The following is a 19,556-nucleotide window of genomic DNA, read 5'->3' as shown; positions in this document are numbered from 1 at the left end:
CATGGGTGGAGACTTGCGCTGCGACGTGGGCGGTCGCCGGAACTTGCGAGCGACCACGGAGCAACCAACTCGAAGCCTGTGTCAGGCCACCCATCGCGATCAGCGACCGCGAGATGGCAGTCGCGGCCAGCCATGGCCCTCATCGTGAAGCTGGCGCCACATGTCGGTGAGTCCCGGCACCAGCAAAACTCACCAATCTCGATGTTGCGAGTTGGGCGCCGCCCCCTCCGCGGACTCGGACCTCTGTCATCAGTAAGCGCCACTCACCTAGGGGGATAGGGGCAGGAGGCGGCACGCCTTCCCTGCGGCATGTGAGTACGCAGCGGCAGGAGAGTGCGTCGCATGCCTCGAAACATGTGAGCCGCTCATGCCGTATCGGGATCGCCGAGCTTTTCGGCGGTCTCGAAAACGCTGTCGATCGGGCCGGAGAGCGCTCGCCAGCCGTCTTCAAGCGCACTTCGGCAGTTCTCGGTAAGGCTGGCCAAGTCCTCGTCGGAGCCGGTTGGTTTGACGAAGCGCCACCACAGCCACCCACGCGCGATCTGCGAGTGCGTCCAGCCGACGTCCGCTGCGTGCTTCTCGAGCTTTTCGGTCAGATTCCGTGCCAACGGGTCCCTCGAGAGACTTTTCGCCGAGCTGACTCGCACGCCAACGTAGGGCCACGTTGTATCGCCGTCCGTCAGCAAGCCAGGCCCGTGCCATTGCAGCGCGATTGCGGCCTGCAACGCGCCGAGCTGCCAGGATGGGCGGGTGAGCTCGTACGTCGAGAAGGCCCCCTCAGTAAACCAGCCCTGGTCGGCTTCAGCGAGGATGGCGGGGTTCAAGCCTTCCAAGCCGAGTTCGACCGCGGCCTCGACCTCCTTAACTGCCTCATGGCGCAGCGCCGACCATTCGTCGATCTGCCGCCAGTGGCGCAGATAGAACCTGGTCCTGTCGTCAGGCATCGCAAATCCTCCACCGCCGAGAGTTTCCCAGAAGTCTCGCGCGCCGGCTGACGCGCTGGCCGGCAGGGGAGCCATTAGCTCGGCTATATCGCGCCAGGTGAGCCTGGCCCACCCTCCGGGGGCATCATGACCGCGATCGTCCTCAGTGAGGTACACGAGCGTGGCAGCCTCGTCCGCCCACAACTTGGCTAGTCGCGCGCACTGGTCACCGTGCTGCCCGGCGTTCACCTTCGCCTCGATGAGGACGCAAAATCCGCCGACGCGTATGACCATGTCGGCTCGGGTGCGGACGCCGCTTGCCGTATATCGCGTCTCCTCCACGGTCACGTCGACTCGGGCTGCCGGATCGAACGGCACGCCGAGCGTCTCGAACATCCCACGTACGACCTGATCGCCCAATCCATGGTGACCCTCGGGCCGCATCACCCAGGCGAGGCACGCTACGAGCCTGAGTTCGAGATGGTGAACCCCGAGAACCTCCAGCAACGTCCGCCTTCCGGTACGCCACCGGCCCGTCGCCTTGATGTCGGTGGTCTCGCGAGTAAGGGCCCGCAACGAGCTCTCCCACTGCACGATTTGCGACTGCCTAACAGATTTCCATTCTCCGGCCAGTTCCTGAAGCCGCTGCTCGTCGCCGATCACGACGCCGATGGTCTCAGATCTGATCCCTATGGTGGTAATGCCGACGCGGAGGCCGCTGATGGCCGATAACGATCCCGAGCGGACTGGGTAGGCGAGTGGTTGTCCCAAGCCTCTGCGCAGACAACCTGCTCGCACGACTGCGTTCGAGCGCCTGCCTCTCGCCTGATCCGATGTACTCACATCGGCTACTTGTTGGCTCGTGGCATGACCGCTGCCGGCCAGGCATGGTCGAGCGACCGGCAGAGTCGCTCTCGTTTCGGCGGTCCGCCCGTTGGTGTGACTCTCATCTGGCGTGCGGTCTGCCGGTCACCGCGGTCCGATCTGGATGCTAGACGGGCGTGGGCAGCGACGGCCGTGCTGGCGGCTGGTGGGTGAACCGGCACACACGGCCAGCGGCAGGGATGTTGCGCGGCGCTCTGGCGGGTGGTCTTGCGCTGGGTTTCGCCACCACTTCCTACTACGGTGCGGATGAGCTGTTAGGCGGTTGCGCCTGGTAGGGCGTGGCGTCTCGGTTGTGGTTGATCGCCAGCATGACGCTCGGTTCGCCGCTCGATGTCGCGGCGCTGCGATCAGGCTGCCCGGTTCGGTCGGGCTGGTCGTCACGCTGTGGCCCCTGCCGACGCGGCTCTGCAGATGCCGTTCTACCGCCACCGGCGGCTAGCCTGATGGCGGACGGTGCGCTTGAGCATCTGGATCGCAGCCGCCGTCGCCACCGTATTGCCTATATGCGCGGTTCCGCAGTGCAGTACCGAGGCGTCCTCGGCCGTCGCTGGTCCGGGTTTCTGGCCATGATGCCGAAGGAAGAGCAGCGCCTGGGTCGACGTAGCGCTCATCGAAGATTCCAGCGAGCGGGTGGAGAACCGTCCGAGACTCGCCTACGGGTGACACCTGAACGGTGGTCATCTGTCCGGGTAGCCAATTGGGCTGCTCACGGACGGTTAGCTTGGCCGAGTGACACTCGTAAATCTGAGTCCTGCTCACATGCACCTACTCAAAGCCAGTATCACCCTCGCCGGGCGTGCTCACGGTTTCACTGATGAACAGCGTCGCCTCCTCAAAGGCGCTCACAGAGTGTTGTGCAACGCGCTACGCGGTGAGCACGAACATTTTGACCTCTTGCGAGCAGCACCCCGCGACGCCAGCGGCGACGTCACCCCAGACATGACCGTTGAACAACTCGCCGACGCCTGGATCGACGAGATCCTCATCGAGAACCGGGTCAAGCGACAGAGCGTTGGCCACTACGCCGGCGACCTGCACTACTTGATCCTGCCCGCCATAGGGGAAATGACCCTGCGGGAAGCCACCGTCGGTGCGCTCGACCGCTACCTCAAGACCCTCGCCAGAACCCGTCCTTCTGGGGCGCAGCGCTGTAAGGGCATCCTGTTGCAGATGTTCAGCCTGGCGGTCCGCCACGGTGCACTCCCCGCCAACCCGGTCCGCGACGTCGGCCGGCTGCCCAAACCACGCAAGATCATCCAGGCCATGACCTTTGACGAGATCGAAAGGGTCCGCAACGCCCTGCACCTGTGGCGCACCACCAAAGCCATTGGACCCAGGAAAAACCGCACCTGCACCGACCTGTTCGACCTGCTCCTAGCCACCGGCTGCCGTATCGGCGAAGCTTGCGCCCTGCGCTGGCAGGACATCGATTTGCCTGGCGGAACCCTCACCGTCGCCGGCACGATGGTCTTCCTCAAAGGCACCGGCTGGGAACGTCAGGAGTTCCCGAAAACTGTCGCGGGGCAACGCACAATCCACCTGCCACCGTTCGCCCTGGCCATGCTCTGCCGCCGTCACACCGAGGTACCCCATCGCCGGGACGATCCCCTCTTCGCCAGCCGCAGCGGCACGTTCGTCCAGCCGGACAATATGCGCCGTTCGCTGCGCTGCGCCCTGCAACGGCAGGCCGATCTGAAATGGGTTAGCCCCCACGTATTCCGCAAGACTGTCGCTACCGTACTGAGCGGACAAGGCCTGGTCACCGAAGCCGCCGCCCAGCTCGGGCATGCCGATGAGAGCATCACCAAGAAGTTCTACGTCCAAAAGCCCTCGACCGCCCCCGATGTTAGCCATGCCCTAGAAATCTTGATCGCCGGAGGCGAGCGTCAATGAGGTGGGCCGCCATGAGCGCATAGCCTGCACCGCGGCGCGGCGGCGTCTGTGCTGACGCGTGAGGTGAAGGTGACACGCTGCCAAGGCGCCGCTTTTGTGAACGCGGGCATTACTGCGGCTCTGGAGGCAGCGCGATGTCGAAGGGGCGAAGCGGATGCCGGACACGCACCAGGCAACCGGCTGACTGCGGGCTGTCTGCCAGCGGCGCTTCAATCTGACAACCAGACATCTCTACCCGAACGGTTATCGATGTTGGTTTCTTCATCGGGGCCACATCAGCCTGTTTCCCTTCTAGGGTGTTTGCGTGAGTCTGATCCGTGCTGATGCTGACGTCCTCGAGCGCAAGATCCTGGAGCCAGACCCTGGGCTGATCAAGAGCCTGGGCACGCACCACACCCTCCAGTCAGCCGTTGCTGACCTGGTCGACAACAGCGTCGACGCCGGGGCCGATCGAGTCCTAATCAGGTTCGACACAGATGGGCACCATCCGGTGGCGCTGACGGTGATCGACAACGGGCGCGGCATGACCGGCGACCAGGTCGATGAGGCGATGCGGCTAGGCCACCAGCGGGCCTACGGCAGCAGCGATCAGGGCCACTTCGGCATCGGCCTGAAGGCGGCATCCTTCAGCCACGCCGCCACGCTGACGGTGATGACGACGCCGCAGACCGGTGAGTATCACGGCAGGCGGCTGCGCAAAGACGACGTTCAGCGCGACTACGGCTGTGACGTGCTCGACCCCGCCACGCTTAGCGCCGAACTAGATACGTATCTCAGACAGATCGATGCGCACACCGGCACCGCTGTGAGGTGGACCAACACCCGGTTCCCGCGCTCGGCCGGTGGAGGGCTGAGCAACTGGCTCGAAGACTCCCGGACTCTGCTGCGGATGCACCTCGGCCTCACCTACCACCGGCTGCTCTCCGCCGGTCGACTGCGGATCGACATCGAGGCATTTGATCTGACCCTTCATCAAGCAGGGCCGCCCGAGCCGATCGCCGCGATTGATCCGCTCGGGTTCCCGGCCACGGCAGTCAGCGGCTACCCCGCAACATTCGTCGCCTCAGCTGGCGGGCACCAGATCCAGCTGCACTGCTACATCGTCCCGCCGAAATTCAGCGGCCCCGCATACCGTCTCTACGGCCGCGACGGCGCGGACTCACAAGGCTTCTTCATCTACCGCAACGACCGCCTGCTGCAAGCTGGCGGCTGGAATCATGTGATCACCGCGGACAAAAACCGGGCATTGGCCAGGGTCGTCATCGACGACTTCGGACAGCTTGGTGACCTCGTGCGCATGAACCCCGAGAAGAGCGGGATTGGCTTCTCACATGAGCTCCATACCGCGGTACTGCACGCGCACAGCACCGGCGAAGGCACGAGACGGCTGTCGTTTGCCGACTACATCGCCCGTGCCGAGTCCGTGCTCACCGAGTCCCGGCGCCGTCGTCACCGCCGCCAGCCCGTCGCGGAACCGTCAAAAGGCCTGCACGAAGACATCCGCCGCGTGATCCGCGCTGAGATACCGCTACGTACCGACGAGGACCCGGTGGAGATCCGGTGGAAGCCCCTCGCCCGCGACCGGTTCCTGGAACTGGACCGCGAAGCACGGGTGATCTACCTGAACAAGCACTACCGGCAGATGCTGACCGGTGGAGTCACCGGCCTCAGCGACGCCCCGCTGCTGAAGACACTGGTATTCCTGCTTACTGAGGAACACTTTAAGGGCCAGCAGTGGGGGTCGCGGGATAAGGACCTCATCGACATTTGGAACGAAGTGCTCGGAACGGCGGTGCAGACGGAGCTCGACTACCGCGGGGAGGCCTACCGGTGAGCCTGGCACAGGCCGGCCGGCACCTGCCCCGTGAGGCTGTGGCGAGCTACCTTGCGGCCTCACCCTCTGCCATTGTCATCCCCGGCACTCCGCACTGCCGGATCGATTTCGATCCGCCACGGCGGGAGATGGCCCTGCGGACCCCTCACGCAGGCTCCGGCGAGCCGGACCTGTCCTCGTTCGAGTACGTCAGCGCCCGGGTTATCAGCGAGCAGGGCACCCGATGGGACCAGGTGGTGGTCCAGTACGGCGCGAACGGGCACGAGGCCTACCTGCTGCTCAGCGACATCGCCGACATGATTCAGCAGTACCAGCTCCCGTTCGCCTCAGCGATCCCGTCGGCCCTGGCAACGTTCGGTGACCTGCTGGCCCGGTCCGGGAGCCTGTCCCCGGAACGCCAGACCGGGCTCTACGGTGAGCTGCTCCTCCTCGAATCCTGCTTGCAAGCCATGGATAACACCGCAGCAGTCGAAGCGTGGAAAGGCTTCGCGCCTAACGAACACGACTTCGTCTTCCCGGGCTCGGCTCTTGAGGTCAAGACAACCAAGACCGAACGGCGGCGCCACATCATTGGCGGCCTTGAGCAGCTCGACCCGGCACCCGGGACCCCGCTGTGGCTAGTGTCCATTCAGATAACCTCCGCCACCAGCACCACCGGCCGGACGCTCGCCCAACTGGTCGACGACACCGTCGCCGCGGCCGGCCCGGCCCGTCCAGCGCTCGAAGCATCACTAGAACAGGCAGGATGGCGCGAACGCGACCGAGCCTCCTACCTCAGCCACTACAAGCTCCGCAGCACTCCGGCTGCATACCTTGTCGATAGCAACTTTCCTGTGCTCAACCGCCACGCCGTGGACCAGGGCTGTGCCCGTCCCGAGCTCATTGTCGGCGCGACGTACACCATCGACGTCACCACCCTGCAGCGCGGCAATCCGCCGGAGCCCGCCGCCCACTTCGCACCGGGAAGGCAATGATGCCTGCAATCACCGACTGGGAATCAGATTTCACTGCTGCCGTGGCAGGGCTGCAGAGCAAGGGACCCGCCCCTCTACTGCGGCGCATCAACATCGACCGTCCCGACCACGACCTCGTCGCCGCCGACGACCTGCAAAAGCTCCTGGAAGCGCACAACCAGCAGGACAACCACGCCGTGCGCCAGCTCGCACTTGCCCTCGCCGACTGGGACTTCGAAGACAAGCCCGCCTGGGATGCCCCGGCCAGCCCGACGGACCCTCGCACCCAGCAGCGCCGGCAGCGGGCCTACGAGCTGCTGCAGCTCCCGGCCGAAGCCACCGCGCGCCTCGACGAGATCGCACCCGTCGCCACCATGCGCACGACCGTGATCAGCACCATGTGGGAGCCCTGGTACACCGAGAAGCGACGCGACCAGTGGGCGCTTTACTGGCCGGACTACCGCGACTATCTCCTGGACAAGCAAGGCTGGCCGGCGGAATCCGTCGCCGCCCTCGATCAAGCCACCACCAACGTTGTCCAGAGAATCTCTGACCCAACATCAGATCACCAGTATCAGAGCAAAGGGCTCGTGGTCGGCTACGTCCAGAGTGGCAAGACAGCCAACTTCACCGGCGTCATCGCCAAGGCCATCGACGCCGGCTACCGGCTTGTCATCGTCATGACGGGCACCATCGAGCTGCTGCGGTCGCAAACACAGCGCCGCCTCGACCGTGAACTCGTCGGCCGTGAGAACCTGACCCGGTCCCTGGTCGACGGCGAGGCGGCCGCTGAATTCGACTACGCCACCGATGAGGACTGGCTCGCCGACGCGTTCATCCGGCACGGCGAGCACTTCATCGCCAAAGGATTCCCGGGTATCGAGCGGCTCACGTTGCTCAACGACGACTACAAGCGGCTGAAACAGGGCTTGACCAGTCTCAAAGTCCATCTCAGCGATCCGTCGAAGCCGTTCTACGACCCGGCGAATCTCAAGTCCGCCGACGTGCGGCTGGTCGTCGTCAAGAAAAACGCAGCCGTCCTCCGGAAGCTGGCACAGGACCTCAAACCGCTTAAGAACGTCCTGGGCGATATTCCGGCCCTGATCATCGATGATGAGTCGGACCTGGCGTCTATCAACACCAAAAACCCGGAGAAGAGCAAGGACCGGACCGCCATCAACGCGGCAATCACTGATTTGCTGGGGCAGCTGCCCCGCGCGCAGCTCATCATGTATACGGCGACGCCGTTCGCGAACTTCTTTGTCGACCCCGACGACGCGGGCGACATCTTCCCGAAGAACTTCATCATCGCGCTCGACCGGCCGCCCAACTACATGGGTGTACAGGACTTTCACGACACCAGCTGGGACAGCGACGTCGCCAAGACGGATCCCGCAGCCTCCAACGAGGCCGCATATATACGCCGCGTCGGCCCGCCTCCCGAGGCCGATAAGCCGGAACAGCACGCACAACGGGAGACTGAAGTAAGGCTAGCGCTCGACTCATTCGTCCTGGCCGGTGCCATCAAGGTGTTCCGCGAGAAGGCCGGTGCGGGTAGCTACCGGCATCACACCATGATGGTGCATGAGGCAGTCCGCAACGATAAGCAGAGCGAAATGGCGGATCTTGTCCGGAAGGTTTGGACGGACAACACATACGGCGAAGCTTCATCCCTGGGCCGCCTCCGGACACTCTGGGAGACCGACTACCGCCCCGTTTGTGCCGCACGGGCTGACGGCTACCCCGTGCCGGAGACGTTCGAGCAGCTCATCGAGCTGATCGGCGAAGCGACGACGCGCATCAAGCAAGACGGTGATCCAGTCCTGATCGTCAACAGTGACGCAGCGGTCCAGCAGCATCAGCAAGCCCTCGACTTCGACCGCAACCGCGTCTGGCGCATCCTGATCGGCGGAGCCAAACTCAGCCGCGGCTTCACCGTCGAAGGACTCACTGTGTCCTTCTACACCCGTAAGGCTCTGCAAGGTGACACCCTGATGCAGGCCGGCCGATGGTTCGGATTCCGCCAGGGCTACCGCGACCTAGTCCGCCTCTTCATCCGCCGCGACCCCGACCTCGACCCCCGCCGCGTCGACCTCTACGAAGCATTCGAAGGCCTCATGCGCGACGAAGTCGCCTTCCGCGATCGGCTGCGCGACTATGAAGGCTTCCAAGACGACGGCACACCCACCCTCGAACCCTGGCAAGTACCGCCCATCGTCAGCCAGCATCTGCCGTACCTGCGCCCCGCCGGCCGGTCCAAAATGTTTAACGCCGTCGTCAACACCATGGGTGACTCCGGCAAGCTCAAGGACTATCTCGGCTTGCCTCCGCGCAAGGACAGCAAGGCCAAGACAGCTAACTACTACAGCATGCTCCCCGTGCTGGCGGCAGCGAAAGAAGAGAAGGTTTTCACCTCGACACGGGCCAAGCCGGAAGAACCGATCCGCCAATTCAAGGCCAAGGTCGGAATCATTGCCGCAGCAGACTTCGTCCATATCCTCGGCAATCTGAGATGGCACGAGGACTTCAAGAAGGTGATCGAGCCCGTTGAGCGGTTCTACCGCCAGCTGGTCGAGGAAGGCCGCCTCAACGACATCGCCGTCATTTGGCCACTACCCACGACCGCGACTCTGCTGACGCTTCCAGGCTTGGACGAATCGCCCATTATCGGCCGAGGGCGTCGCCCCGACCCGCGTATCGACTTCTCCGGCAGTGACCCCAAGCACCGCGATGCCCTCGAGCGGATCGCCGGGAAGGCAACCCCATCGCCCGATGCTGTGGCCGACAAGCTACGTGACCCGCAGGGCCGGCGTGCCACCCTTCTCGTCTCTGTCGCCGCCGATGTCGCTTCCGCCGGCGAGAGCAAGTGCACGCCCGGTGACCTTGGCGCTTCGCCCGACCCAGGCGATCTCGCCGTCTTCCTCTCGCTGGCGGCCCCCGCGACAGCGACACCGCACGGGCGTTCTGTCATCGAGTGGACAGTGAAACGTTCCGGCTCCGCCGGAGAGGCTACCGTGCCAACGGCGCATAAATAGGCGCGCCAAATCCTCGATCGGAAGCTTAACGCGGATCCGCTCGGAGTGCTTGATGCGGGTTCGGCGTATGTGCCGCAGAACACGGTTTCTAGCAGCATTGTTCGCTACGGGAGGAGCTTAGGCGGCCAGCCAAACGAGGGCGTTGCTGCGGCCTGGCTCACTCCTTTATGTGCCCACTTCTCCCTCTGACGGGGCTGACGGATGACTCGAAGTCTGGACCGATAAGTGAGAACGCTTTGTGGGCCGGACAGCTTGCCGACGACTAGGCCTATGTAAGTCACGTCTTCAGCCGTGACTACCGCGTAAAACGGACGGGTTACGCCTCTCCGAGACGCTATCGAAGCAAGGATGCTCAACAGGCCGGCTATCCCTAACCTTCATAGCGGCGGTTCGACGGATCTCTTCGGGCGATCTCGGCCCGGATTGAGCCCATCGGCCATGGCTTCCAACTTGCAACGCGATACGAAGTATGGATTCGGCCGGTTGTGGCGTCCTTCTCTCGTCGCGGTTGCGGTATATCCCAGCCTAGGAAGCGAAGCTCTCTTAGCCGCTTCTGCCAGTCGTCCTGATATTGTTGGAGCGACGCAACAACCGCAATTACATCCGACGGAACCCACTCCCCGTGAAACGCTTTCAGTAGCTCGCCAATTCGGCCGTGCGGTTCCGGATGCAACGAAGCTGCAGCAATCTCGTCAGCATATTGATCATATGTGGCATAGTAGGCTTTCTTGCCCGAGTTGCACTCCTCGCAAAGAGGCTGAAGGTTACTAACATCGTCGGTGCCTCCCCAGTGGTGCGGAATCTTGTGGTCGACGACCAGCACGACCCCGTGGTCGAGTGGCCGGCGGCCGCATTGTGCGCATCGTTGAGGCGATAAGACCTCGGCACGAAGCCGTTTGCTTAGCGGCGCCCGTGATCCCTTCTTGTTTTTTACAGACCAACCTACAAGCCGATATCGATGTTCACCTTCTTTACTTTCGGTCAGCACCTCGAAGTGGTCTCTGAGCTCGCGGACGCGCCTATCCGTCTGAGACGGGGCCTCGCCTAGCTCATGTGCGACAAAGGCACGAATCTCCCGCATCGTTGGGGGATTTTCTCGTCTGTCAAATAGATACGCATACAGAAGCGCATGAGCCTCTGAGGGAAGCACATCTAACTCTGGCGAACCAGGCGGAGGGAGCGTCCTGCGATCCATGTCGCCATTCTGACCCGCAGCGACGTACTTTGGGCGGGACCCCATGCTGAGACACGCTGGGCAGCGTCACGCACGACACTCGGCTGCGATCCACTCAACCGCGGCCCTCACGGCGCACCCTGGCGTCCCCGACGCTGCGAGGGCCGGGGCCGGGGCCGGATCCGTATCTATGGGCCCACGCGCCTGACCTCGGCGGCCGCCCGGGTACGCCGTGAAGGCCGCGGTCAGCAGCGCTGCCGTGTTGGGCGAGCCGTCAATGTCGTCGTAGATCAGGGAGCAGATCGCAGCTGGCATGGTAATCGGAGCGGCCGGATCCTTCTTCGACATTGGGCGCGCCACGGTGCGCTGGCGGGTTGCGGAGGGGTGACGACGCAGGCACGTCTCGGCTGACAGAACAAAGAACCGCCATGTCAGGGATGCGCTTGCCGAGCAGCGACGCCAGGTTGGATAGCGCTATGCGTGTCGGTTTGACGCCGTCACCCGTGCCGGAACCGAGCCGCCCGCGATGACGGCGGCCCGGTACGTTCCTGACCTACGCGGGTCTTGACCCAACTAGACGGGGTCCGGTGCTATCCGTTCTGCGCGGGCCGCCACATGCGGTAGAGGACCGCATCGGCGGAGACAGAGATGACCGGCGGGTGCATGTCCATGTAGCCGTGGCGCCGGTACAGCCGCCGGTTCTGCTCACTGGTGGCTTCCAGATAGGCGGGGATTCCGTCGGCGTCGAGCCGGCGGTGGGTGTGGCCCATCAGGACGCCGCCCAGTCCTTGGTGCCATCGGTCGGGGCGTACGGCGAGGAACAGCAGGTGCCAGTGCGGGTCGGTGGGGTGGTGGGCTTCCATCTGCAGATCGAGGTCTTGGAAGCGGTGCAGGTCGTCGCCGGCGAGCTCGGCCAGGCGCCGGGCGTAGTCGTCGGGCTCGCTGATCTTGCCGCTGCGGTCGAACCAGACCGCGGCGGCGCTCGCGTCGGCGGTCATGACGACCTGCCCGGCGCCGGCGATCGCGTGGGCGATGTACAGCCGGTACCAGTCCCGGGCGACCGTCCGGCGGCGGGACCCGTCCGGTACGAGGAAGTGGATGACCTCGAGGTGGTTGAACGCGTCGGCGACGATGTCGGCCACGGTGTCGATGTCGCCGGGCCCGGCGAGACGCACGGCAGGGGTGCCGTTGCTGGGGTTCATCGGTAGTTGGCTTCCTTGGTTTAGAGGATGGCGGACAAGCCAGAAGCTGAGGCGGTGGCGCTGCGAGCACCGCGACCGATGCCCTCATAGATCTCCGGTCGGGTGCGCCGCAGGATCAGCCCCCACGTGGTGCCAGCCGCGAAGATGGCCAGCAGGGCGATCGGCACGATCCGAGCCGGGCCGGTACCCGGCGTCACGCCGTACAGCGCGGCGAGGTTGTCGACCGCGAGATACGCGACGACGAGCAGGACAGCGGTGGCGAGCAGTGGGGCGAAGCGTCGCCGCCACAGGTTCTCGCCGTACGAACGACGGGCGAAGAACCCGATGACGGCGATGCTGGTCAACGCGTAGAGCAGCAGAATGCCCAGCCCACCTGTGGTCGAGCCCCAGTAGAACAACTGCACCAGCGGATCCCAGCCGGCGATGGCGTAAACGATCAGCACCGCCAGGGCGAGGGCGGTCTGGGCGAGAGAGGCGTTGCGCGGTGCGCCCTTGATCGTGCACCGGCCGAACACTCGAGGCAGAACCCCTTCACGGCCGAGCGCGAACGTGTAGCGGGTGATGGCGTTGTGGAAGGCCAGCAGCGCGGCGACAAGCCCGGTACCGAGCAGGACCTTCCCGACCGTCACCGCGCCGTGGCCGAGCATGACCGCGGCCTCGTTGAAAAACAGATCCGCACCCTCCGCGGTGGCCCGGTCGATCGGCTTCGGTCCGGCGGCGGAGATCTGCACCCAGGACGCCAGCGCGTACGCCGCGCCGATGACCGCGACGGTGACGTAAGTGGCCACCGGGATGGTCCGCTTAGGGTCCTTGCTCTCCTCGATGTACACCACCGCCTGCTCCACGCCGGCGAACGAGGTCGCGCCGAGCACGATCAACACCCCGAGGCTCGGCCCCGACAGATCCCCCACCGACATTGCCGCGCCGGAGAAGGTGAAGCCGGAGGTGAGCATGATGGCCAGGCTGTAGAGCACGACCAGGACGGTTTCAGCGACGACCAAAAACACGAGGACGTAGCCGGAGAGTTTGACCTCGTTGGCGCCGAGCAGGGCGACCAAGGCCCAAGCGAGGACGGCGGGGATGAACCAGTGCACGTCGAAGCCGAGCCAGTCGCTGAGCAGCGGGGCGCCGATCGCGGCGCCGAACGCGCCGTAGCAGCACAGCTGGAAGCTGGTGTAGGTGGCCAGCGCGAACCAAGAGGTGCCGACGCCGAACGGGCGGCCGATGCCGTGGGCGACGTAGGCGTAGAACGCGCCGGCGTTGGGGATGTGCCGGGCCATCGCCAGGTAGCCGACGGCGTAGATCATCAGGATGGCGGCGACGGCGATGATCGCGATCGGGAAACCGAGCAGGCCGGTCGCCGCCAAGGCGAGGGGCACGACCAGGGTGATGACGGTCAGTGGCGCCACGGACGAGGCGATGGCTGAGCCGATCGCGAACGGGCCGAGCCGGTTACGCGCGAGCGCGTACGACACGCTGGCCTGCGCTGTATGGGTGGGGGATGCGGACATCGGGGGTTCCTCCAGCGAACAGTGAGGGGGCGGAAGGGGGTGGCGTGATCGCGGTGCTCAGCGCATGGCGGCCTCCCCGACGGCGGCGTCCGCCGCGCGGAGCAACTCCCGAGACTGCTCATCCAGACCGCGCAGGGCGTGGGCCAGCACAGCTCGTTCGTGCGGGCTGAGGGTGGCCAGGGCGTGGTGGTGCAGCCCGGTGGCCAGGAACAGGCCAGTGAGCAGCAGCTGTGTTTGGTTGAGTGGCCGGCCGTGCTGCACGGCGGTGCTGATCGTGTTCGCCGGTGATCCGGAGATGACGGAGTCGTAGGGCAGGTAGCGCACTGTGGTGCCGCCGAACAGCCGACGGCGCTCGTCGCGCAGGATCAGGCCGGTGCGGGACAGCCGGTCGAGAACTCGGGCCTCCGCGCGGCTGTCGTAGGCCAGGTAAGACATCCACAAGCGCAGCTGGTGGCCGCGCTGGTGGTGCCGGTGCTGCTCCCGTACCGCTGGCGGACGCCAGCTGCGGCCGTCGGACGTCTGGGCGTGTGCAGGACGCCGGTGGTCGGCATGCGTCAGAGCTGGCAAGTCGCGGCGGTCGTGCGTCTGTGTGGGCCAGCCGTAGTCGTCGAGCGCCGGTGTGGGCCCATCCGGTTCCCCGGATACCGGACCCGACCGACCCCGGTCGTCGCGCGCCGCTCGCGACGTCTGTGTCGGAATCCTCAGCGGCGACGGCTGCGGCGTCTGCGGCCAGCTCTGCTCTTCGGCCGCCATCTTGGCGAGCAGGGGCCGTAGCGCCGGATCGACCGGGAGCTCGGCGGTCGTGCGGAACAGCTCGCCCTGGCGCAGCTCGAGCAGCTTGTCGTGGATCAGCTCGGCGATCAGCCCTGCGGCCAGTCCAACTCCGAGTGGCCAGTCACCGATCTGGGCTGTGCCGTTGACGCTGTCGTGCGCCGCGAGCCACAGGTCATCGGTGAGCCTCGTCGGCCCAGCTGACGGCATGACAATTCCTTCCACACAGCAGATACGTTGGGCGGGAAATAGGAAATGACGGAGCAGCGCAGGGCGCACGTCCGCGCCAGCAGGGGCTACGGCACGCCATGTCTGTTGCGATAACCGGCCTGCAGCCCGGGGTTTGGCCACAGCCCCTGCTCTCCGGGGCTAGTGCTTCACGGCGACACCGCCGTACACCGCCGCAGGCTGATCAGCCTCCGCGACCTGATACGTGCCGAACTCGGGCTGCCATCGGTTGACCGGCACCGGCTTAGAAGAGCCGACGAAAGCCAGTCCTGCGAAGAAATGTCTGATCTCCCATTTCGACCGGTTGGTGAACTGTCCGGTGCCGGGAACGTCGGTCGTTGCCGCGACCTTCTGCTGGGCCTCCTTGGATGCCAGCTCCATGCTGACGTGCGACAACACGAGGAAGCTGCCCGCTGGCAGGGCATCCAGCAGGGCGTGCACGATCCGATACGGGTTGTCGGCATCGGGAAGGAAGTGCAGGACCGCCGTCAGTAGCAACCCGACTGGTGTGGACAGGTCCAGCGCGTCCGCAGCGCCCTCGAGAATCCGCTCGGGCGTGCGTAGATCTGCATCGACGTAGTCGACACTGTCGCGGGCGTGGTGGGACGACATCAGTGCACGGGCGTGGACCATCACCAGCGGGTCGTTGTCGACATACACCACCCGCGCCTGCGGATTGATGGCCTGCGCGATGTCATGCGTGTTGTCCTCCGGCATCGGCAGGCCGCAGCCGATGTCGAGGAACTGGCTGACGTGCCGGACCGACGCCAGCCACTCGACCGCGCGGCAGTGGAACCGCCGGTTCATCCGGGCGTCGTTGACCACTGCTGGATAGAGCTCGGCGATCGCGTCGCCGGACTCTCGGTCGGCGGCGAAGTGGTCCTTGCCGCCCAGCCAGTAGTTGTAACGACGAGCGGGATGCGCCGTGCTGCTATCAAAGCTTGGACGCTCGACCGTCATGACCGCGCCCTCGATGTGCTGCCGCGACCCCACTCAGCCCGACCTGCGGCACGAAGCCGACCGAACGCCTGCGCCCGCTCCACGGCGTCCGCCTGCTCAGCCGCAGCCAACACCCGTGACCGCCTACGACGCCACCACCGCTGCACCACCGGAATGCGATCGGCATAGCCCGAGCCGAACTTCAGCGGTGCGCAGACAGCCGCAACAACCAGGACCAGCAGTGCCGCCATCGGCTGGCTCGTCGCATGCTCACGTGAGCCCGTGGAGGGCGATACGGGCTCGGCCATACCTAAGGGCCTTTCTTGATCGAGAAACCGCGCGGGAATGAGGGCAGCAAAAGGGGGTTCGGCTCACACCGCATCCACGTCGGATCGACGAGTAACGTGTCGTGTTTCCACACTCACGCAACTGGCCGAGCGCACGTAAGCCCGGAATAGGTGCGGACTTAGGTGGCGACTTAGCGGCGCATCATGCTCTGAGCTGCGAGATGTCTCCGCAGGTGGCAATTTGGCGGTCTTCCGCGGAACGAACGCAGGCTTACCCTCTATCGCAACCGGACGGTCAGGACACACACGGCGGGAACGTTGTGGATAGGGGTGGCAAATGTCGAGCCCATATGTGCGCCGGCGGCGGCTGGCCGACGAACTCATCAAGCTGCGCGAAGAACACGGTTACACCGCCGACGGACTTGCCGCTGCGACCGGCCTCAGCAAGCAACGCATCAGCCGGCTGATGCGTTGCCGGGTGCGGCCGAACCTCGACGAGATCATGCGCGTCCTGGACCACTTCGAGGTGGGACACGAGCGCGGACAGGCGATCATGGATGTGGCGTGTGACGCACAGGAGCGCGGGTGGTGGGAACGGAAGGCCACGGAGATGGGTCTGCGCCAGGCGTTGTACGCCGACCTGGAGTGGGGGGCGGCGAAGATCTGCGAGTACCAGCTCACGTTTCTGCCTGGGCTGCTTCAGATCCCCTCGTTCACCGAGGCCCGCATCCGAGCTGACCAAACGATCTACCAGACCACCTTCGACGCCGATTCCGCGCTCGAGGCCCGCCGTACGCGCCAGGCCTTCCTGCAACAACCTGACGGCCCCGACTACGAGGTCGTGATCGACGAGCTGGCCCTACGGCGGATGGCGGCGCCCGTGCGGGTCGTCGCCGCGCAGCTGGACCATCTCGTGGACCTGGGCCATCACCACGACCGCCTGTGTATCCGCGTGCTGCGCACCGATGCCCACATCGACGGTCACGCCGTCCCGCGCTCGGCGTTCTCGATCTACCGCTATCCCGATCGCGATGATCCGGTGGTCGTCGCGGTCGACACTGCAACGTCAGACCTGGTGTTGACAGACCACAAGGACGTCGGCCCGTATCTAGCTCTGTACTCACGTCTTAAGGACGCCGCGCTGACGCAGTCAGATAGCCTTGACTTCCTTGCTGCGCTGGCGGAAAAGCTGCCGCACGAGACGGAGGGATTGGTGGATCATGGAGCGGACGTTCTCGGTCTGGCGTAAGTCCTCACGTAGCAGTGGCGGAGACAACTGCGTCGAGATTTCGCATTCAAGCCACGGCGACGTCGGAATGCGGGACTCCAAGGACAAGGCGGGGCCAGTCCTTACATTCGGAGCTAAGGCGTGGCACGCTTTCATCGACGACGTACGCAACGGTGAATTCGGCTGATCGCCGATCTCGCCTCGCCGGAAGGCGCAGCTCTGCCGTCGGTGGCAACCGCTCCTCTGTATGCGGGTTCCCTGCATTGCCATGCCAGCAGCGTGCCGCCCGCACGGCCAGCGTGTTAATTCAGCCTGCATAGGGCATACGGCGGCGGTCAGAAGGAGTGAGATGGCAGCAGGACCGCATGAGAGCTGGGCAGGGAAGCGCGACCGCAACGAAAGCCTCATCGCGGCCAGGACCCGGATCACGTCCCCATCGGGCAGCGGCCAACCGATGTCGACTCAAGAGGTCGCCGACGCCATCAACGCCTACCTCCATCACCGGCATGCGATGACAACGAGCGTCGACCACCGATTCGTGTCGAGATATGAAGCGGGCGCCCACCGCTGGCCTACACGGTTCTACCGGGAGGCGTTCCGGGCAGTCCTGCAGGTTGCCAAAGACGCCGACCTCGGCTTTTACCCAAACCGCAGGGGCCGCCCCGGAACCGAACCGGCCACCGAGAAAGCACATGTTCTGCCGAAGGTCCGGTCCGTAAATCGACTGATCGCCTCGGTGAACGAAAGAGCAGAAATGCTCTCTCACCTGCGCGAGCAGTGGCATGTCTTGGTTCGCGCCGACAACCTCTTCGGCCCACGGCATGCCCTTGCCGGCGTAAAGACCCAGCTCAGCGTTCTACAAGACATGATGTCCATCGACCCGGATAGGCAACGCCTGGAAACGGTGCGACTCGCAGCTCAGTACGCCGAATCTGCGGCGTGGTTGCACGAAGATGCAGGCGATCTTGATCGCGCTCATTACTGGACGAGCCAAGCGATGGAATGGGCATACGAGACGGATGACCGAACCATGGTGGCTTGGACGGTATACCGCCGTAGTCAACAGCTATCTGCGGCTGGGCACTCTGCAGGCGCCATTGGGCTTGCCCAAGCTGCGCGGCGAGAGGAACACCTTCTGCCCAGTCCTATGCGCGCCGCAATCCGTGTCCAGGAGGCTCTCAGCTTTGCGATGCGCGGCAAGGAGGACACCGCCCAAGAGCTGCTTGACCAGGCTCACCGCTGGGTCACCGACGATCGCCGAGGCGATGCACGGGCCGGACACGGCTCCTTCTGCACGGCCGGCTATGTCGAGCTCCATCGAGCGGCATGCTTAGCAATGCGTTCACCGCGAAAAGCAATCGAGCTCTACGAGTTCGCGCTTCCGACGGTGCCGGCGGTCTACCGTCGGGACCGGGCCGCCGCACTGGCCAGCAAAGCCGCCGCGCACGCTGACGCCGGTCAACCCGAGGAAGCGGCATGTTCGGCCCGAGAGGCTCTGGCTATCGCTCAACGGGTTGGCTCCCGGCGGATCCTGCAGCGTCTCGCTGACGTAGGCGTCACTCTGCGCCGCCATCGTGGCCTGGAACCCGTGGCTATTCTTCTTAATGAACTAGACGAGGACACCTGATGGCTACTTCTCGCGAGATCGACGCGATGCACCGAGCTATTGCGGTGTCCGCGCTGGGGCTCGGGACGACCAGTCCCAACCCTCCTGTCGGATGCGTCATCCTCGACGCTGAGGGTCGCGAGGTTGGAGTCGGGTACCACCGCCGCAAAGGTGAACCGCACGCGGAAGCACACGCGCTGACGGCCGCCGGAACCCGCGCCCACGGTGGCACGGCGGTCGTCACCTTGGAGCCCTGCAACCATGTCGGCGTAACGCCCGCGTGCCGTAAGCTGCTGCTCGATTCCGGCGTAGTGCGCGTCGTGATCGCGAACATGGATCCAACCTCGCGCGGAGAAGGCGGCGCTGCGGTCCTAAAGGCGGCTGGTGTCGACGTCGAGGTGGACGTACTCACCGACGAGGCCAACGTGGTCTTGGGGCCATGGTTGACCGCGACGATACGACAACGCCCGTGGGTCACACTGGCCGACTTCGACTCGGCGGGTCTCACTGACCTGCGAAAGAAGATGGCCAGCAATGAGCTACGCGCTCAGGCTGACATCGTGATCGGCCGAGATGGACACATCGAGGAAGGCATCCCCAACGGACACGGCAAGGATGTGCTGCGCTTCCCCGCCGCCTTTGAGACAACACACCCGACGGATTCATTGAAACAGCTTTACCACGGCGGTGTGCGTACGGTGCTCGTCTCTGGCAAGGAATTAGGGGAATCGATTATCGTCGCCGATGCGGTAGACCAAGCCGTGATGTGGATAGCACGCGATAGTATCGATGATCTGGAGGCGCCTTCCTATCTGATACCAGGTCTTCATATCGAGTCGGTCGTGGTGGCCGACAGCTCTGTTTGCATCATGTCTCGCCGAATGCGTATCTCCTGACCGGGACGGCGGGACTGAGGTCGCGAACAACCGTCAGAGGTGCGCCCGAATCGCCGCCGAACAGGCACAGAGGTACGCCGCGCTAGGGCTACCTGTGGAGGCCGACGCTGCCTTCGAGCGCGCCGAGCAAGCGATCAGCGCCTGGCGACTGCGTCGGTCTCTACAGTGACTGGAGTCAGGCCCGGCTCAGG

Annotated in this window: 14 protein-coding genes; 8 read left to right on the top strand and 6 right to left on the bottom strand. The window is 64.8% G+C overall.

The features are described from left to right. Positions 1 to 365: 365 nt before the first annotated feature. Complete coding sequence (locus tag AB0C29_RS00275; protein WP_360813479.1) at positions 366 to 1,586, bottom strand: PD-(D/E)XK nuclease family protein; 1,221 nt, start codon at positions 1,584 to 1,586, stop codon at positions 366 to 368. A gap of 981 nt (positions 1,587 to 2,567) precedes the next feature. Between AB0C29_RS00275 and AB0C29_RS00270 the strand changes: the two genes are divergently transcribed. The 4 genes from AB0C29_RS00270 (at position 2,568) to AB0C29_RS00255 (ending at position 9,523) form a co-directional block, all read left to right on the top strand. Then, positions 2,568 to 3,701, top strand: coding sequence for a site-specific integrase (locus tag AB0C29_RS00270; RefSeq protein ID WP_360813477.1), 1,134 nt, complete (start codon positions 2,568 to 2,570; stop codon positions 3,699 to 3,701). A 304-nt stretch (positions 3,702 to 4,005) separates the two neighbouring features. Further along, the gene (locus AB0C29_RS00265; protein WP_360813475.1) at positions 4,006 to 5,535 is read left to right on the top strand and encodes an ATP-binding protein; all 1,530 of its coding nucleotides are present in this window, start codon (positions 4,006 to 4,008) and stop codon (positions 5,533 to 5,535) included. Continuing rightward, a complete protein-coding gene (locus AB0C29_RS00260) occupies positions 5,532 to 6,509 on the top strand; it encodes a PD-(D/E)XK motif protein (protein ID WP_360813473.1) in 978 nt (325 codons plus the stop codon). Before AB0C29_RS00265 ends, AB0C29_RS00260 begins: the two co-directional genes overlap by 4 nt. Beyond that, positions 6,509 to 9,523, top strand: coding sequence for a Z1 domain-containing protein (locus tag AB0C29_RS00255; protein WP_360813471.1), 3,015 nt, complete (start codon positions 6,509 to 6,511; stop codon positions 9,521 to 9,523). Before AB0C29_RS00260 ends, AB0C29_RS00255 begins: the two co-directional genes overlap by 1 nt. A gap of 370 nt (positions 9,524 to 9,893) precedes the next feature. Here AB0C29_RS00255 and AB0C29_RS00250 read toward each other — a convergent pair whose 3' ends face one another. The 5 genes from AB0C29_RS00250 to AB0C29_RS00230 all read right to left on the bottom strand — a co-directional run bounded on the left by AB0C29_RS00250 (position 9,894) and on the right by AB0C29_RS00230 (position 15,369). Next, positions 9,894 to 10,604: an HNH endonuclease gene (locus tag AB0C29_RS00250; protein ID WP_360813469.1), complete on the bottom strand. Its 711-nt coding sequence runs from the start codon at positions 10,602 to 10,604 to the stop codon at positions 9,894 to 9,896. Positions 10,605 to 11,287: 683 nt separating this feature from the next. Then, positions 11,288 to 11,899, bottom strand: a complete 612-nt coding sequence (locus AB0C29_RS00245) for a GNAT family N-acetyltransferase (protein WP_360813467.1) — start codon at positions 11,897 to 11,899, stop codon at positions 11,288 to 11,290. A gap of 20 nt (positions 11,900 to 11,919) precedes the next feature. Beyond that, on the bottom strand, positions 11,920 to 13,410 hold the full coding sequence (locus AB0C29_RS00240; RefSeq protein WP_360813465.1) for an APC family permease: 1,491 nt from the start codon (positions 13,408 to 13,410) through the stop codon (positions 11,920 to 11,922). A 57-nt stretch (positions 13,411 to 13,467) separates the two neighbouring features. Continuing rightward, the gene (locus AB0C29_RS00235) at positions 13,468 to 14,391 is read right to left on the bottom strand and encodes a GPP34 family phosphoprotein (RefSeq protein ID WP_360813463.1); all 924 of its coding nucleotides are present in this window, start codon (positions 14,389 to 14,391) and stop codon (positions 13,468 to 13,470) included. Between the two features lie 159 nt (positions 14,392 to 14,550). Next, the gene (locus tag AB0C29_RS00230; protein ID WP_360813461.1) at positions 14,551 to 15,369 is read right to left on the bottom strand and encodes an SAM-dependent methyltransferase; all 819 of its coding nucleotides are present in this window, start codon (positions 15,367 to 15,369) and stop codon (positions 14,551 to 14,553) included. A 603-nt stretch (positions 15,370 to 15,972) separates the two neighbouring features. Between AB0C29_RS00230 and AB0C29_RS00225 the strand changes: the two genes are divergently transcribed. The 4 genes from AB0C29_RS00225 to ribD all read left to right on the top strand — a co-directional run bounded on the left by AB0C29_RS00225 (position 15,973) and on the right by ribD (position 19,365). Then, positions 15,973 to 16,884 (top strand): helix-turn-helix transcriptional regulator, encoded by a 912-nt coding sequence (locus AB0C29_RS00225; RefSeq protein WP_360813459.1) that lies wholly within the window; start codon positions 15,973 to 15,975, stop codon positions 16,882 to 16,884. Then, the gene (locus AB0C29_RS00220) at positions 16,856 to 17,050 is read left to right on the top strand and encodes a DUF397 domain-containing protein (protein ID WP_360813457.1); all 195 of its coding nucleotides are present in this window, start codon (positions 16,856 to 16,858) and stop codon (positions 17,048 to 17,050) included. Before AB0C29_RS00225 ends, AB0C29_RS00220 begins: the two co-directional genes overlap by 29 nt. A gap of 162 nt (positions 17,051 to 17,212) precedes the next feature. Further along, complete coding sequence (locus tag AB0C29_RS00215) at positions 17,213 to 18,490, top strand: hypothetical protein (protein ID WP_360813455.1); 1,278 nt, start codon at positions 17,213 to 17,215, stop codon at positions 18,488 to 18,490. After that, entirely contained in the window at positions 18,490 to 19,365 is an 876-nt protein-coding gene (gene ribD, locus AB0C29_RS00210) for a bifunctional diaminohydroxyphosphoribosylaminopyrimidine deaminase/5-amino-6-(5-phosphoribosylamino)uracil reductase RibD (RefSeq protein WP_360813453.1), read from the top strand. Before AB0C29_RS00215 ends, ribD begins: the two co-directional genes overlap by 1 nt. Positions 19,366 to 19,556 lie beyond the last annotated feature (191 nt).

The sequence above is a fragment of the Actinoplanes sp. NPDC048791 genome (genome assembly GCF_040650095.1).
Taxonomy (GTDB): Bacteria; Actinomycetota; Actinomycetes; order Mycobacteriales; family Micromonosporaceae; genus Actinoplanes.
This window is presented reverse-complemented; position numbering and strand designations above follow the sequence as displayed.